The 14,445-nt window shown below is 55.1% G+C and carries 15 protein-coding genes and 2 tRNA genes; 5 read left to right on the top strand and 12 right to left on the bottom strand.

Annotated elements, in window-relative coordinates:
* Positions 1–8 precede the first annotated feature (8 nt).
* Genes ACTNBK_RS09880 through acpP form a run of 6 tightly spaced genes read right to left on the bottom strand, consistent with a single transcriptional unit; the run spans position 9 to position 4,679 of the window.
* Positions 9–947: a beta-ketoacyl-ACP synthase III gene (locus ACTNBK_RS09880; protein ID WP_441145692.1), complete on the bottom strand. Its 939-nt coding sequence runs from the start codon at positions 945–947 to the stop codon at positions 9–11.
* Positions 944–1,777 carry an acetyl-CoA carboxylase carboxyltransferase subunit alpha gene (locus ACTNBK_RS09875; RefSeq protein ID WP_441145690.1) on the bottom strand — a complete coding sequence of 278 codons (834 nt, stop codon included), beginning with the start codon at positions 1,775–1,777 and terminating at the stop codon, positions 944–946. The genes ACTNBK_RS09880 and ACTNBK_RS09875 overlap by 4 nt, the downstream gene beginning before the upstream one ends.
* Positions 1,749–2,633: an acetyl-CoA carboxylase, carboxyltransferase subunit beta gene (accD, locus tag ACTNBK_RS09870; RefSeq protein WP_441145688.1), complete on the bottom strand. Its 885-nt coding sequence runs from the start codon at positions 2,631–2,633 to the stop codon at positions 1,749–1,751. The genes ACTNBK_RS09875 and accD overlap by 29 nt, the downstream gene beginning before the upstream one ends.
* The gene (gene accC, locus ACTNBK_RS09865; RefSeq protein ID WP_441145686.1) at positions 2,630–4,003 is read right to left on the bottom strand and encodes an acetyl-CoA carboxylase biotin carboxylase subunit; all 1,374 of its coding nucleotides are present in this window, start codon (positions 4,001–4,003) and stop codon (positions 2,630–2,632) included. Before accC ends, accD begins: the two co-directional genes overlap by 4 nt.
* Before the next feature lie 4 nt (positions 4,004–4,007).
* Positions 4,008–4,448: an acetyl-CoA carboxylase biotin carboxyl carrier protein gene (gene accB, locus ACTNBK_RS09860; RefSeq protein WP_441145684.1), complete on the bottom strand. Its 441-nt coding sequence runs from the start codon at positions 4,446–4,448 to the stop codon at positions 4,008–4,010.
* Between the two features lie 3 nt (positions 4,449–4,451).
* A complete protein-coding gene (acpP, locus tag ACTNBK_RS09855) occupies positions 4,452–4,679 on the bottom strand; it encodes an acyl carrier protein (protein WP_130849165.1) in 228 nt (75 codons plus the stop codon).
* Positions 4,680–4,950: 271 nt separating this feature from the next.
* Between acpP and ACTNBK_RS09850 the strand changes: the two genes are divergently transcribed.
* Positions 4,951–5,026 (top strand) — tRNA-Ala (locus ACTNBK_RS09850).
* 33 nt (positions 5,027–5,059) lie between these two features.
* Positions 5,060–5,135 (top strand) — tRNA-Ala (locus tag ACTNBK_RS09845).
* 99 nt (positions 5,136–5,234) lie between these two features.
* On the opposite strand, the gene ACTNBK_RS09840 is transcribed toward ACTNBK_RS09845, so the two are convergent.
* From ACTNBK_RS09840 to ACTNBK_RS09815, 6 genes are all read right to left on the bottom strand, one after another.
* A complete protein-coding gene (locus tag ACTNBK_RS09840) occupies positions 5,235–6,986 on the bottom strand; it encodes a DUF4368 domain-containing protein (RefSeq protein WP_418290903.1) in 1,752 nt (583 codons plus the stop codon).
* On the bottom strand, positions 6,983–7,288 hold the full coding sequence (locus ACTNBK_RS09835) for a hypothetical protein (protein WP_087293562.1): 306 nt from the start codon (positions 7,286–7,288) through the stop codon (positions 6,983–6,985). The genes ACTNBK_RS09840 and ACTNBK_RS09835 overlap by 4 nt, the downstream gene beginning before the upstream one ends.
* Positions 7,289–7,307: 19 nt before the next feature.
* Positions 7,308–8,573: a plasmid recombination protein gene (locus ACTNBK_RS09830; RefSeq protein WP_441145681.1), complete on the bottom strand. Its 1,266-nt coding sequence runs from the start codon at positions 8,571–8,573 to the stop codon at positions 7,308–7,310.
* 336 nt (positions 8,574–8,909) lie between these two features.
* Complete coding sequence (locus ACTNBK_RS09825; protein ID WP_441145679.1) at positions 8,910–9,131, bottom strand: LLM class flavin-dependent oxidoreductase; 222 nt, start codon at positions 9,129–9,131, stop codon at positions 8,910–8,912.
* Positions 9,132–9,552: 421 nt separating this feature from the next.
* Positions 9,553–10,848, bottom strand: a complete 1,296-nt coding sequence (locus tag ACTNBK_RS09820; protein ID WP_441145677.1) for a DNA primase family protein — start codon at positions 10,846–10,848, stop codon at positions 9,553–9,555.
* Positions 10,826–11,437, bottom strand: a complete 612-nt coding sequence (locus ACTNBK_RS09815; protein WP_441145675.1) for a CHC2 zinc finger domain-containing protein — start codon at positions 11,435–11,437, stop codon at positions 10,826–10,828. The genes ACTNBK_RS09820 and ACTNBK_RS09815 overlap by 23 nt, the downstream gene beginning before the upstream one ends.
* A 173-nt stretch (positions 11,438–11,610) precedes the next feature.
* Between ACTNBK_RS09815 and ACTNBK_RS09810 the strand changes: the two genes are divergently transcribed.
* From ACTNBK_RS09810 to ACTNBK_RS09800, 3 genes are all read left to right on the top strand, one after another.
* Positions 11,611–12,726 carry a DUF6076 domain-containing protein gene (locus ACTNBK_RS09810; RefSeq protein ID WP_441145673.1) on the top strand — a complete coding sequence of 372 codons (1,116 nt, stop codon included), beginning with the start codon at positions 11,611–11,613 and terminating at the stop codon, positions 12,724–12,726.
* 110 nt (positions 12,727–12,836) lie between these two features.
* On the top strand, positions 12,837–13,949 hold the full coding sequence (locus tag ACTNBK_RS09805; protein ID WP_441145671.1) for a hypothetical protein: 1,113 nt from the start codon (positions 12,837–12,839) through the stop codon (positions 13,947–13,949).
* A gap of 141 nt (positions 13,950–14,090) precedes the next feature.
* Positions 14,091–14,294 (top strand): helix-turn-helix domain-containing protein, encoded by a 204-nt coding sequence (locus ACTNBK_RS09800; protein WP_276920751.1) that lies wholly within the window; start codon positions 14,091–14,093, stop codon positions 14,292–14,294.
* Positions 14,295–14,445: the final 151 nt, after the last annotated feature.

The following is a 14,445-nucleotide window of genomic DNA, read 5'->3' as shown; positions in this document are numbered from 1 at the left end:
TGCCCTTATTACCATTCCAGCAGGGCGCCGCCCCAGGTGAGACCGGCGCCGAAGCCCACGCACAGGATCTTCTGGCCCTTTTTCAGCAGCCCCTGCTCCCTCATCTCGTCCAACGCGATGGGGATGCTGGCCGCTGAGGTGTTGCCGTAGCGCATCATGTTCTGGTAGAACTTCTCGTTGGGGACCTTCAGTTTCTTCGCCACATGGTCGATGATGCGCTTGTTGGCCTGGTGGGGCACGAACCAGTCGATATCCTCCAGGCTCAGGCCGGTCTCCTCCAGCAGGACGTGAATGCAGTTGGGCACCGCCTCTACGGCGAAGCGGAACACCTTCTGCCCGTCCATGTGGATATAGGGCCGTTCGGGCCCGGGTCCCTCGATCAGGATGGCCTCGGCATCCCCCCGTGCGCCCAGGGTGCAGGCGTAGAGGCCACCCTCCTCCAACGTCACCACCACCGCACCGGCGCCATCGCCGAAGAGGACACAGGTGCCGCGGTCGGTAAAGTCGGTGATGCGGCTGAGGGACTCCGCCCCGATGACCAGGGCGTAGGGCCGGCTACTCTGGAGCAGGAAGCCCCGTGCCACCTGGAGGGCGTAGATAAAGCCGGTGCAGCCCACGTTCATATCAAAGCAGGGGATGTCCTCAGGTAGGCCCAGCCGCTGCTGCAACAGGCAGGCGCTGGTGGGGGCGGAGTGGTCAGGGGTGACGGTGGCCACGATGCAGGCACACAGGTCCTTGGGCTCCACCTTCCCCTGCTCCAGCGCCCTCCGTGCCGCCTGCTCGGCCAGGTCGGACTGGGTCTCGTCCTCGCAGAAGTGTCTGGTACGGATGCCGGTACGGGTGGTGATCCACTCGTCGCTGGTCTCCACCAGCTTGCTCATATCATCATTGGTGACCACCTTGGCGGGCAGAGCCCGGCCGGTGGACACAATCTTCAATCCCTTCATAGCCCCTCCTTCCGGGAGCGGGGCATGCCCATCCCTCGGAATTTTTCATAGCGCCGCTGGGCGAAGTCCCCCTCCCGGACCACCCGGTCCAGAGCGCGGGACAGCGCCCGGTCCACCGCCACAAAGACGGCCTGGGGATTCTCATGGGCCCCTCCCTGCGGCTCCGGGATGACCTCATCGGCGACGCCCAGCTCCACCAGGTCCCGGGCGGTGAGCTTCATGATCCCAGCCGCCTCACCGGCCCGGCTGGAGTCCTTCCACAGGATGGAGGCAAAGCCCTCCGGGGAGAGGACGGAGTAGACGGCGTTCTCCAGCATAAGCACCCGGTTGGCCACGGCCAGGGCCAGAGCCCCACCGCTGCCGCCCTCGCCGGTGACGATGGTGACCACCGGCACGTCCAGGGAGCTCATGAGGGCCAGGGTGGAGGCGATGGCCTCCCCCTGTCCCCGGGCCTCGGCCTCTAGGCCGGGGTAGGCGCCGGGGGTATCCACAAAGGTGATGACCGGCCGGCGGAACTTCTGAGCCTGGCGCATGAGGCGCTGGGCCTTCCGGTAGCCCTCGGGGCCGGGCATACCAAAGTTGCAGGTCATATTTTCCTGAAGGGTCTTGCCCTTCCGGTGTCCGATGACGGTGACCGGGTGGCCCTTGTAGAGGGCCACCCCGCCCAGAATGGCGGGGTCCTCCCGGCACTGCCGGTCCCCCTTGAACTCAAAAAAGTCGGTAAAGAGCGCAGAGATGTAGTCCACCGTGCCGGGCCGTCCGGCGTGGCGGGCCAGGGCCACACGCTCAGCCGCAGTGATCTCAGCCATGGTCCTCACCCCGTTTCTCATGGAGTCTCAGCAGAAGGGAGAGGGTCTCCTTCATCTGGCTCCGGGGGACGATCTGGTCCACGAAGCCGTGCTCCTCCAGGTATTCGGAGCGCTGGAAGCCCTCGGGCAGCTTCTGCCCAATGGTCTGCTCAATGACCCGGGGCCCGGCAAAGCCGATGAGGGCGCCGGGCTCGGCCAGGGTCACGTCGCCCAGGGAGGCGAAGGAGGCGGTGACGCCGCCGGTGGTGGGGTGGGTAAGCACGGAGATATAAAGACCGCCGTGCTCACTGAACTGCTCCAGAGCGGCGCTGGTCTTGGCCATCTGCATGAGGGACAGGATGCCCTCCTGCATCCGGGCGCCGCCGCTGGCGGAGAAGATGATGAGAGGAAGGCTTGCCCGGTCGGCATACTCCACGGCCCGGGTGACCTTCTCCCCCACCGCCGCCCCCATGCTGCCCATGAGGAAGCGGCTGTCCAGCACGGCAAAGACGGCCAAGCGGCCGTCGATCTTGCCCCGGGCGGTGACTACGCCCTCGGTGAGGCCGGTGTTCTTCCGGGCCGCCTGGAGCTTGTCGTCATAGCCGGGGAACTTGAGGGCATTGGGGGCGGTGAGCTTCTCGTCCAGCTCCCGGAAGCTCTTGGAGTCCAGGAGCATGCTCAGCCGCAGGTAGGCTCCCACCGGATGGTGGTAGCCGCACTTGGGGCATACATACAGGGTGCGGGCCAGCTCGGTCTTGGGCACCATGGACCCGCAGTCGGGGCACTTGCCAAAGACCGCCTTGGCAATGTGCTTGCGGGGAATGTCGGTCTCTTTGCCTTCGCGGCGGGTTTTGAGCTGGATCATGCGCTCCCGCCGCTGCCGAAAGGAATCTCTCATTTGCTGCCCTCACAATCCCACTGGAGCAGCTCGTCCATGTGCTGCTCCAGGAAGCCGGTATCATATCTGCCCTTGATGAAATCGGGCTGGTACAGGATCAGGTGGCACAGGTCCGCCGTGGTGGGGAAGCCCTCGATGATGAGCTCCTCCAGGGCCCGGCGCATCTTGCGGATGGCCTCCAGGCGGGTGGGGGCGTAGGCCACCACCTTGGCCGCCAGGGAGTCGTACCAGGGAGAAAGCTCGCTGCCGTTGAAGAGGGCGGTATCCACCCGGACACCGGGACCGCCGGGCAGGTGCAGGAACTCCACCCTGCCAGGGGCGGGGCGGAACCCGCCCCTGGGGTCCTCGGCGTTGATGCGGCACTCCAGGGCCCAGCCGGTCTGCCGGACGTCCGCCTGCCGGATGGACAGCGAGAGGCCCGCAGCGATGCGGATCTGCTCCCGGATGAGGTCCAGCCCGGTGACGAACTCGGTGACTGGGTGTTCCACCTGAATTCTGGTATTCATTTCAATAAAGTAGAAGTTGCCGTCGTGGTCCAGTACGAACTCCACGGTACCGGCGCTCTGGTAGCCGGCTGCCTGGGCCGCACGCACCGCCGCGCCGCCCATGGCCTCACGCAGCTGGGCGCTCAGGGCCTTGGAGGGAGACTCCTCCATGAGCTTCTGGTTGCGGCGCTGGATGGAGCAGTCCCGCTCCCCCAGATGGACCACGTTGCCCTGGCTGTCGGCCAGGATCTGGAACTCGATGTGGCGGGGGCTGAGGATCAGCTTCTCCACATAGAGCTCCCCGTCCCCGAAGCAGGCCACCGCCTCCGCCTGGGCGGCGGCGTAGAGGGCCGGCAGGTCCTCAGCGGCGTCCACCCGGCGCATGCCGCGGCCGCCGCCGCCGGCGCTGGCCTTGATGAGGACGGGATAGCCGATGGTCCCGGCGATCTCCAGGGCCTCCTCGGCGCTGGAGACGGGGCCGTCGGAGCCGGGCACCACCGGCACGCCGTTTGCGCGCATCAGGTCCCGGGCGGCAGATTTGTTGCCCATCTTCCGGATCACGTCTCCGGAGGGGCCGATGAACTTCAGTCCGCACTGCTGACACAGGTCAGCGAACTCCGCGTTCTCGGAGAGGAAGCCGTAGCCGGGGTGGATGGCGTCGCAGCCGGTTTCCAGGGCGGCGGTGAGGATGGCCGACATATTGAGGTAGCTCTCCCCCGCCTTGGCGGGGCCGATGCAAACCGCCTGGGTGGCCAACTTCACATGGAGGGCGTCGGCGTCGGCGGTGGAGTACACCGCCACCGTCTCGATCTCCATCTCCCGGCAGGAGCGGATGATACGCACGGCGATCTCGCCCCGGTTGGCGATCAGGATTCGATGGAACATAAACTCACAGCTCCCTGATTTGGAAGAGCGGGGCGTCAAAGCCCACCAGGTCCCCGTCCTTGGCCAGGATCTCTAGGATCACGCAGTCACAGGGGGCGGGGACCTCGCTCATCATCTTCATGGCCTCCAGCACGCAGAGGGTCTGGCCCTTCTTCACCGTGTCGCCCACGGAGACAAAGGGGGCCTCGCCGGGGGCGGAGGCGGCATAGAAGGTACCCACCAGGGGTGCCTTCACAGTGGCGCCCTCCGGCTGAGCCTCGGGCACCTCTGCAGCGGGGGCGGGCACGGGGACCACCGCAGGTGCGGCGGCAGCCCCGGCGACTACGGCGGCGGGTGCTGCCGCCTTGTTCAGCTCCAGGCGCAGATCCCCCAGCCGCAGTTTCATAGAGGCGGCAGAGGATGCGTCAAAGCGGTCCAGCAGGGCCAGGATGTCAGAAAGCTCCATGGCTTACTCCTGATGGGCTTCCAGATAGCGGACGATGTCGCCCACCGTCTTCATGTTCTGGAGCTCCTCGTCATCGATGGCAAAGCCCAGGGCCTCCTCCAGCGCCATGTTCAGCTCCACGGCGTCCAGAGAGTCGGCTTCCAGGTCCTCCACCAGGCGGGCGTCCATGGTCACGGCCTCCAGATCGCAGCTCAGGGTATCCACAATAACATCTCTCACCTGTTCAAACATCGTCGCGTTCTCCTTTCGCCCGCAGGGGGCGGGCTCTCAATTCTATTATTTTAATTAAATTTTTTTAACTAAAATAATTTAAGCGTAATTTTATCATGTTCCTGGAAAATGTCAATCGTAAACTTGCACAATTTTCTTTGATATTCAAATTTTCATCCTCAAAACAACTTTCCCCAAAAAAATCTGAAAAAGCCCTTGACATTCCCGAAACTCGATGGTAAAATAATATCCGTTCTGTACGGGACGCCGCAGTTCCGGGCGGAACTCATATGGGGGTATAGCTCAGCTGGGAGAGCGCTTGAATGGCATTCAAGAGGTCAGCGGTTCGATCCCGCTTATCTCCACCACTTACAGTTTCATATCGTCACTCTCTTTCATTTGGGGGTATAGCTCAGCTGGGAGAGCGCTTGAATGGCATTCAAGAGGTCAGCGGTTCGATCCCGCTTATCTCCACCATCACAAGAGAGTGAAACAAAAAACCCGTTTCCAAAGGCTTAATAGTGATAAGGTACTATTTAGCTTTGCGAGGGGCAGAGAACGGTGTGACCGCAATGGTCACGCCGTTTTTCTGCGTCCAGGGGTAGATTTCGCAACAACAGGCTCGGAAATCACAGGAATCTCTACGTCATCCACGAAGTTGAAGTAGATTTTTACCTTCTGTACCCGCTTGCCACTGGATTTGTCTGGCGCAAACACCTCAATCTTCTTGATATACTCATTGACTATCGTAGGTGTCAATTCCGGTACATCCACATACTTCTGAGTCAGGGCGACAAAGGCATCCACATCCGCACTCATGGTTTCCTGCGTTTCCAGCCATTCTTCCGTCACTTCGATTTCGAGCTTTAACCGTTCCTGTTCTGCCTCGTAATCGGCGGTCATTTTCTTGTACCGCTCCTTGTTCAGATCGCCCAGGACAAAATCCTCATAGAGTCGGGACAGAAGAACATCCAAGTCAGCCAGCCGCTTCTTGGCCTGTTCCACTCGTTTCCGATCTTCACGGATGTTGCGTTCCTGATCGGAACGGCGGCATTGCAGCCACTCCTCCTGAAAGCCCTCCACGTCCTGCCGGATATAGGCATTGACCGCACGGATGCGTTCCAACACCAGTTCCCGCAGTACATCTTCCCGGATATAGTGGGCAGAACAGGTGCCTCGGCCGCTTTTGTAGCTGGAGCATACATAATGGTCTTGCTTGCCGTCAAAGCTCTTGCAGGTAGCAAAGTGCAGCTTGTTCCCGCAATCGGGACAGAACAGAAGCCCGGAGAATAATCCCTGCCGTTCCGCTTTTGTGGGACGGCGTTTGTTTTTTCGCAGCTCCTGCACCCTGTCCCACTGAGCCTGAGAAACGATTGCTTCCTGCGTATCAGGGAAGATACACATATCTTCGATTGCATTGGGAATCCGCTTTTTCAGCTTGTAGGACTTGGAATAGGTCTTGAAATTGCAGGTACAGCCGGTGTACTCCATCCGTTCCAGAATACCCACAACCGATTGACCAATCCAATGGTAAGGGCGCTCAGGCATCTTCTTCCGCTTTTTCGGGTCAGGATGGTTTTCCGACTGTTTAGCATACAGCGCCTTGGTAGTCAGCACCTTATCCTTCTCCAGTATACGGGCAATCTGTTCCGGCCCCTTGCCGCCAATAGCCAGGTCAAAGATGCGCTTGACTACTGGGGCGGCATCCTCGTCAATGATCCAATGGTCTTTATCGGCAGGGTCAGTGCGATAACCATAGGGCGGTTTTCCCAGATGCTTTCCGCTGGTGCCTTTCTGACGGAATACAACCCGGACTTTTTTGCTGGTGTCCCGTGGATACCATTCGTTGAACAAATTACGAATAGCGGCAAAGCCGTCGCTGTCGCCTCGTTCACTGTCCACACCATCGTTGACGGCGATAAAACGCACATCGTAGCTGGGGAAAATGATGTCTGTGTACTGCCCAACGGTCAGGTAATCTCGGCCAAACCTGCTGAGATCTTTGACCAGCCAGCAACCGACAAGCCCCTGCTTAACCAGTGCAAAGCCTTCTTGTACGCCGGGGCGGTCAAAATTGGTTCCCGTATATCCGTCATCCACCAGAATTTTCAGGTTGGTGTAGCCATGCTCGGCTGCGTACCGGGTTAAAAACTCTTTTTGATTCTGTATCGAATTTGATTCTCCATCCAGTGCATCCTCATTGCTGAGGCGACAGTACAGGATGGTGATTTTCTGCTGATCCAACATAGCGTCCTCCTTTACGGTTGGGTCAGCTGACAGAATCGGTGTGCATGGTGATATTGTAGCATGAATTTGAGTCTGTGTCATGAACAAAGCGCCTCCTTATCCGAGAAAATGAGCCGTTTTACCTTGTGAGTAAGCGGCTCATTTCCGTCGCATACAGTCTCCAGCAGATACCAGGTATTTCCGATTTTTCGTTCCACCGTACCGGTGAACGGATTCATCCGGTTTTCCCAGCGTTTCCGGCATTCTTCCAGAAAATCAATCGGCGGTTCAAAAATCGGGTCAAAGCAGGATTCAATATCGATTTCGGCACAAGCGTTAATCAGCTTTTCCGAAGGAGCATTATCGAGCACCAGCTTATTGAGTTTTGTTGTCAGATTGGTCATAAGCAAAAATCCCTTTCTGTTAAAGTTCCATATCTTGCGACTTGCGGCGGGAAGGCTGATCGTGCTGCCTTGTTTGCCAGGTACGGGTCAAAATAGCATCAAGAAAAGCCCGCACCTTTTCGGGTGCGAGCTTGACAGCTTCCAGATAAGGCCGTACCTGTTCTTTTAGCGATTCATATCGCTGTTTCCAGACAGCAGCACTCTTTTGCGCTTGTTGCAACTTATCTTCCAAGCGGCTGTTTTCTGCCTTGGCAAGAATCCCATTGACCGCATAATCCTTGAGTGTGCTGCACTCGGATGGGGTCAGAGTGATATTGCCGGTGATCGTCTTTTTCCCCATGGAGCGGATTTCCTGTACGGTCAGGGCGGTGGTGCGCTGTTCTTTGGTCTGCTTTTGCAGGGATTGCAGTTCCTTCTGCTTTTTCTCAACGGCAGCCTGTACAGTGTCCAGCGCCTGCTCTGTCTGAGCGATTTGAGCGGTCACATCTTCCAGCCGCTGCTGCTCCTGTGCCACTTTGAACTGGGTCACAGTCAGATGTTCTTCGGTGCTGCCACGCTCTCCACGCTCCACATCGGTATATCCGGCAGCTTTCATATAGTTGAAGAAATCGTCTTGCAGGACACTGTATGATGTCCGCAGGACTTTCTTCCCCTTGGAGGTCAGAAGCGGATTACCCTGCTCATCCAGAGCTACCTTGGATTCCCACTTTTTACTGCGGCTGACCTGCATGATGGTCTCCTTGACTGTGCCCACAAGGGCCTTATCTTTGCACCGCTTCGACCAGAGAATCTGTTTTTCCACCACCGGGATATAGACCACGTGAAGGTGGTAGTGATACACATCCTGCCCCAGAGCTTCCGACATAGCCCGGTTGCGTTCATCGGCGTGCATGACGGCAGAGAGGATATACTGCTCACCGCCCACGATCTCTACGGCAGCTTTGTATGCGTCGGTGTAGAATTGCTTGGCATATTCGTAGCCGCCGTGATTGTGGAAATAGGCGGAGTTCACATCAAAAATCAGTTCCCCGTATTTCACCGCATCGGCTTTCAGGCCACGGGTGGAGATAATCCCATCAGCAATCATCTGATCGAACATAGCGGTATAGCTGTCGGTGGGAGCTTTGAAGTGGATATTCCGGTAGGTCTGGGTGGTATCAATATCCTGGTTGGAGTAGCTGTCCTTTTCTCGTTCATTGTGTTCCTGCACCTTTGCCACATCATCAAGGGTGGGCAAGTCCTGGTTACGGGCAAAGGTGCGGTCGATTCCGTCATTTCTGGCCATACAAATCAGCTCCTTTCCGTTGTGCGGCAGACGGCTGGGGGGCGGGGATGCACTTCCTGCGGGAAGTGTAATAACCCACTATGACACTTTCATCCCGAAGGGCTGCAAAGTGCCGTGGGCTCTCCGAGGGGGAATTGCGGTCATTGCGATGACCGCTGCTGAACTGCCCGGAAACCGCCTGCATCGTTTCCTGTTGTTCAGCCCGGACAGCCGATGTTTTGCGAAACATCAGCCATCCGGCGGCAGCGAAAAATCGAATGTTTTCGCCGCCTGTCCATAGCAATACTGCGTTATTGCTATGGGGACGAGAGAGACGGGCCGCAGGAACGACAGGCATCATTTGTCCCTCCGCTTCTGCCATACGAGGTCATAACCAAGGGCGTCGGCAAGCTGTACCGCCTCTACATACCGCAGGGACTCCCGCTGGAGCTTATTGGACAGGTTGGAAACGCTGTCACTCCAGCCGTAATCCTCAGAAAGCCGATCAACGACTTCCTGCATCGTGTAACCGGAACGCACGATGTACGACTTGATTTCATTTCTCAAATTGTATTTCATAGAAAATACCTCATTCTTTCATGAAATGGTTTTACCGTGGAGCATACACGCTGCACGGTAGAGTAAATCTTGATTGCTGCTCAAAAATCGCTCAGAACTGCGCTTGTGAAGAACTGTCCGCAACAGCCCCCATCAACTTTTTCGTTAGGTGGGCTTGCAAGCGAAACCGTGAAAATAGTCACCTTACCGCATACCAGCGTCACTGTTTCGCAAATCACCGAATGATGATTTGCGTTCTGTTTACAGTAGTGTTTTTCACTGTTTGCACAACCATTGATTGGGAAGTAAGGATTTTAGAGCGCCCTCTGAGCCGAACAACAAAAATGAACTTCGATTTTTTGCGTTCGTGCGTTCCTTCGTTCCACAGGCTGCACCCGATTAGGAACGCATGAACGCACGAACAGAAGTTTTTGAAGTTTCATTACAACTCCATAGGCGAGAGCAGAATATAAATACCCATATATCCCCGGCACCGTTTTCCACCGCCGATGTGCAGATTGCTGACCGGCTCTAAATTGTAGCGTTCTGCGTTTTGGCTAAGCTGGTTTGCGAAGCTCTTTGGGGACAGTAGGTTTTCTGCGTTGTCCTCACACCACCGCTTATAGGCTGCATACAGATTTTTAGTGCTGGCTTCATAGTCGGCCTTGAATGCCACATAACCCTCAGAATCGAGAAAGTCCAGAATGTTGTTGGCGTCCCGAACAGCGGAAGAGATATTATCCCTGGCTCTCTGGCTAATGGTAAAGTGATAGTGATTGGCGATCAGCCGCCGCAGTCCCTCCAGCATCCAGAGGAAGATTCCCTCTTTTTCGGCAATCAGTTTCTCGGCAAGAAATGGGTCATCGAACCGATCCGCAGGCTTGTCCTTGGTAGTCAGAATGATTTGGCGGCGAAAGAAACCGTCGCTGCGGTCGTGAAGCGCAGTCAATGCCCCGTTGCCGAAGCAGAGAAAACGCACATACAGCTGCCCCTGATAGCTCTGCTCTTTCTTCCGTTCCAAATCCATTCGCAGTTCTGCTGTCACAATGGATTTTACATAGTTGGTTTTGGTCAAGGCATTCATATCCAGATCATCGTCCACCATCAGCAACTTGCCCTCCAGGTCTGCTCTGGCGAAACGGTTGTTTTCTACCTTCTGGATAGAAGTGGTGTTCATGTTTAGCCCGAAAATGGCGTTCATCACCACACCGATCCGGCTTTTGCCCTCGCCGCCTTTGCCGATCAGCATGAGCATTTTCTGACCTTTGGTGGACGGAATCAGGCAGTAGCCCAGATACTCCTGCAAGGCGGGAATGTCCTCCGGTTCCAACAGTTCCGAAAGGAAATGCAGCCATTGTTCCGGTGCGGGAGCATCTGCCCGATAAGGCACCGACAAGCGGTTGTTGCAGTATTCTTTTTCCTCTGTGAATGTACCGTCCAGAAAATAAGTGCCATTAGCCACATGGATGCGGTCACATTGCAGGGGCAACGGGTCTGTGTATGCCGCCAGCTTCAACGCTTTGATTATCTGCTCCACCGTCTGTGCAACCTTGGCATGAAGCCAGGGAGAGATTTCCTCATAAATTGTCCGCTTCAATTTGCTTTCATCCGGCAACGGGCCATCCACAGTATAAAAGCGATCATTGATGCAGCGCATTGGATGCCGGGACAGGAAATCCCGGCAATATTCCGGCTCGATGATTTTCCCTTTATCATCAATCCAAACAGGGTTGTTCATGGTATTGCTCCTCTCTCAGGTGGGCCTGCAATTTGCGGATGTACCCGTCTGCCGTTAGTTCGCTCACGACTTCGCCTCGTTCATAAGAATCGCCTTGCAGCAGGATGTCCAGCTGATACTCTGCCCAGGGCAGCCGGTGGCAGGCTTCCACAAAACGCTCATCTAACACAGCTTCCGGCGCTTGCGGTGCATACCGTTTTTTCCAATCCAGGAGAAGCCGCCGATACTTGTTCAAAACAGAAAAGCACAGCTGCTCGTTCTCACGAAGCTGCTGTGCTTTGGTCTTGTGTTTCTTTTTCCGACGAATGGCTTCCGGCAAGGGCTTGTCCGGTGCAAGGTGAAAGTCCGACGCCAGTTTTCGGGCCGCATCATACAGCCGAAGGTCAAACAGTTTGGCAGTCAGGTCGATCACATCCCCGTGCTCCCCACAGGCAAAACAGTGGTAGTGGTCATCCGAAACATACAGGCTCGGATGACGGTCATTATGGAACGGACACAGTGCCATACCATAGTGGTTGACGTCAATTCCATACGTTTGCGCTGCTTCCTGTGTGTTAATATTGGCTTTCACCACTTCAAACAGATTCATACAGATTCCCTCCATTTCCTTTTTGATGGGGCAGTTTTCTCACCCCTCTGTATAGGTTATGGGGAAAATCGAAAAAAACAGGCTGATGGCATGACAAGCCGTTTTCAAAAAACATGACAAGAATTTAATTGTGTGCTATTATGAAAATAAAAAAACATGACAGGAGGGAGAAGATGGATCAGATCATCAACCATGCAGTTTTGTCGCTGGATTTCTGGCAGGACACCGTGACCTATGAGGGAAGTACCATGCCCACGGGAACCATTGGCTGCGAGGTGCTGAACATCCCGGACAGCACCATTGAGAAGCTGGATACTCCCTGCAATGTGCTGAACCAGCTACTTCAGGGGATGAACACCGGTTCCGTGGATATGGAGCTGCTGCCGCAGGTGCAGCAGGCCGCTGGCGAGATCATCTCCTTTTTGCAGGTTACACCACCCTTCTCCCGACTGAATCGAAGCTATTTTGAGCAAAAACTTGCAGCCATCTTTTCCGAGGAATATATGGAGGACGCCAAAGCCTATTTGCAGCTTACCCAGCAGGAGCAGCTGATTTGTGCTTTGACTGGTCAGCACAGCAAGGCAACAATGCTCGTCCGAATAGCGCAGGTGCTGGGGCATTTGAGTTATTCTCTGGGGCAATACAAGGAGGCCCTGACGAAATTTGCAGAGCGGTTGAATGAACCCGGCTATGACCGTACCTCGGACGGTTATGCGGCAATGTTCGGGCAGTTCTTCAAAAGTGAGCCAACTCTGTCGCTGGATAACCCGGCTTGGATGACCCTGACCAATGCTTCGGTGCAGTATGTAGCCGCCACTCGACCCGGAAAGACGGAGCCTCAGCTGGTCAAGCGGATGCACTATGTCTCCTTTGTGGGGATGTTCCGTTCCGATCTGTTTGAGGGGCTTTGTGTGGGCCATGCACCCAAGAAATGCCCCATCTGCGGCAGATGGTTTCTCACCATTGATGCACGGCATACCAAATACTGCGGTGGTCTGGCCCCCGGCGACCAACGGGGACGGACGTGTCGGCAAATCGGCAATCTAAGAGGCCGGGAGCAGCGGGAGCTTGCAGACGATCACCCCATCAAGGCCATTTATACCCGCCGTATGAACACCATTTTGCAAAGCACCCGCCGTGGAAAGCTGGATAAAGAAACGGCAGCAACTATGAAAAAGCTGGCAAAAGATAAGATGTTCCGTGCGCTTTCAGATCAGCGCTATGCCAGCACTGTCTACGAGCAGGAAATGACCCAGGATGCACTTTTAGAAGCAGTAAAAAAGAAATAAGCAGCAAAATATCAGAAAGGCGGTGAGGGAAAATGGATACAGCGTGGACATGGGATCTGTCTTCTTACTGTGCCAAATACAGCTTTCTGACGGAACCCAGGGGCGTGACCATGCGGGAAGTGGAACGCATCTTTCAGCTTGACCCCGAACCGCCTATCTGGGGAAACCTAAACGACTACATCCTTGAGGCTGTACAGCGCCATAATTTGCGCTGGTTTTCCTTTTTCCTGCACTGCTATGAAAATCGGCTTAATGGCCGTGTTCGCCGTTTCCTGCTGCGGGAGGGGCTGGATCGCTATGACCCGGAACGCTTTTTGTACTACAAAATGGGCTGTGTGCTTGCCATGCTGGATTGTCTCCGGGAATACGCTCCCGCACAAGGGGCGGATTTTCTGACCTATGCCCATCATTTTATCGGGAACGCTCTTTTGACCTGTCGGATGCAGGAGGAGGCCGGTTCCTTTGAAAATGTGGATGAGTACAAAGCTGTGCGTGGAATTGCATGGCTCTACAATCAATCTGGCCAGTCTGAACAGGCGGCAATCCAGAAATATGCCCAGAAAAACGGTTGCACCGAGGAGACCGCAGCGAAGTTTTTGGCGTTGGCCAAGCAAAATCGCAGCCGTGTTCCGTTTTACCAAACCGTACAGGACGAGGACAGCGAAGAAACCGGCGAGGATGTCAGCCGGGATGATCACTGGGACTATGCGGAGATTCTATGGAACGGCATCCAGGCTAAAGCTGTCCGGGAGGCATTTGAAAAGCTGAATTACCGAGAGCAGACCCTTTTGGAAAAGAGAAACGCCATCTGTATGACTTGTGGGCGGGTCAGCCCCATCAGCACCCGGTTGACCTTTGAAGAACTGGCAATCCTCTTTGAGGGCAGCACAGCCAGCGGTGCAGAACGGGTCTATCGTAAAGCCGTGGAACACTTAGCCTGTCTGCTGACAGAAGCTGGGGCGCTTCATATGATTCGATTGAAACGCAAATCCCAGACCAAACGCAAAAAGAAAATCGCCGCCGCTGTCTACCTCTACCAGGTGGACAACGACGGCGAATGGGGTGAGATTTCGTTTGATTTTGAGGCAGGAAAAGCAGAGCTTGTCCAGTTGGCAGAGTGGGACACTATGATTAGCAAGGCATTTGCGCAAAAAGCGATTCATCATATTATTGGACATGAAGAAAATCACATTTCAAACATATTACTAATAAGTGATATGTAAAAAGGTATTTATATTAAACTGTGGAAGATCCTTCAAAGTGAGCTGAAAAACTTTAGAATCGTGCACTTTTATTGACGAAGAAAAAGAAACAAAGTATAATATCATAAGATACATTTTGATTTGTCACGGAGGAATGTATAAATGGCAGTTAGTTATAAAAAACTATGGAAACTCCTGATCGATTTGGACATGAAAAAGAAAGACTTACAACAAGCTGCCGGAGTGAGTTCTGCACTAATAGCAAAGTTAGGTCGCAATGAAAATGTATCAACAGATTCTTTGGTGAAAATCTGTTCTGCATTACACTGTGATATTGGCGATATTATGGAAGTCGTAGATCTGTAATATATGCATCTCTTTAGATGATGTGGGCTGCGGTATCTAAGGCAACACCGCGCAATGACATGAAAAAACCGCACCATCTGCCAATATCGGCAAACTGCGGCGGAGGATCAGCATATTTTCGTTGCATGGGCAAACCGAATCAAGCCGGCAA

It is taken from the genome of Intestinimonas sp. HCP28S3_D6 (assembly GCF_052065695.1).
In the GTDB taxonomy this organism is placed as follows: domain Bacteria; phylum Bacillota; class Clostridia; order Oscillospirales; family Oscillospiraceae; genus Intestinimonas.
This window is presented reverse-complemented; position numbering and strand designations above follow the sequence as displayed.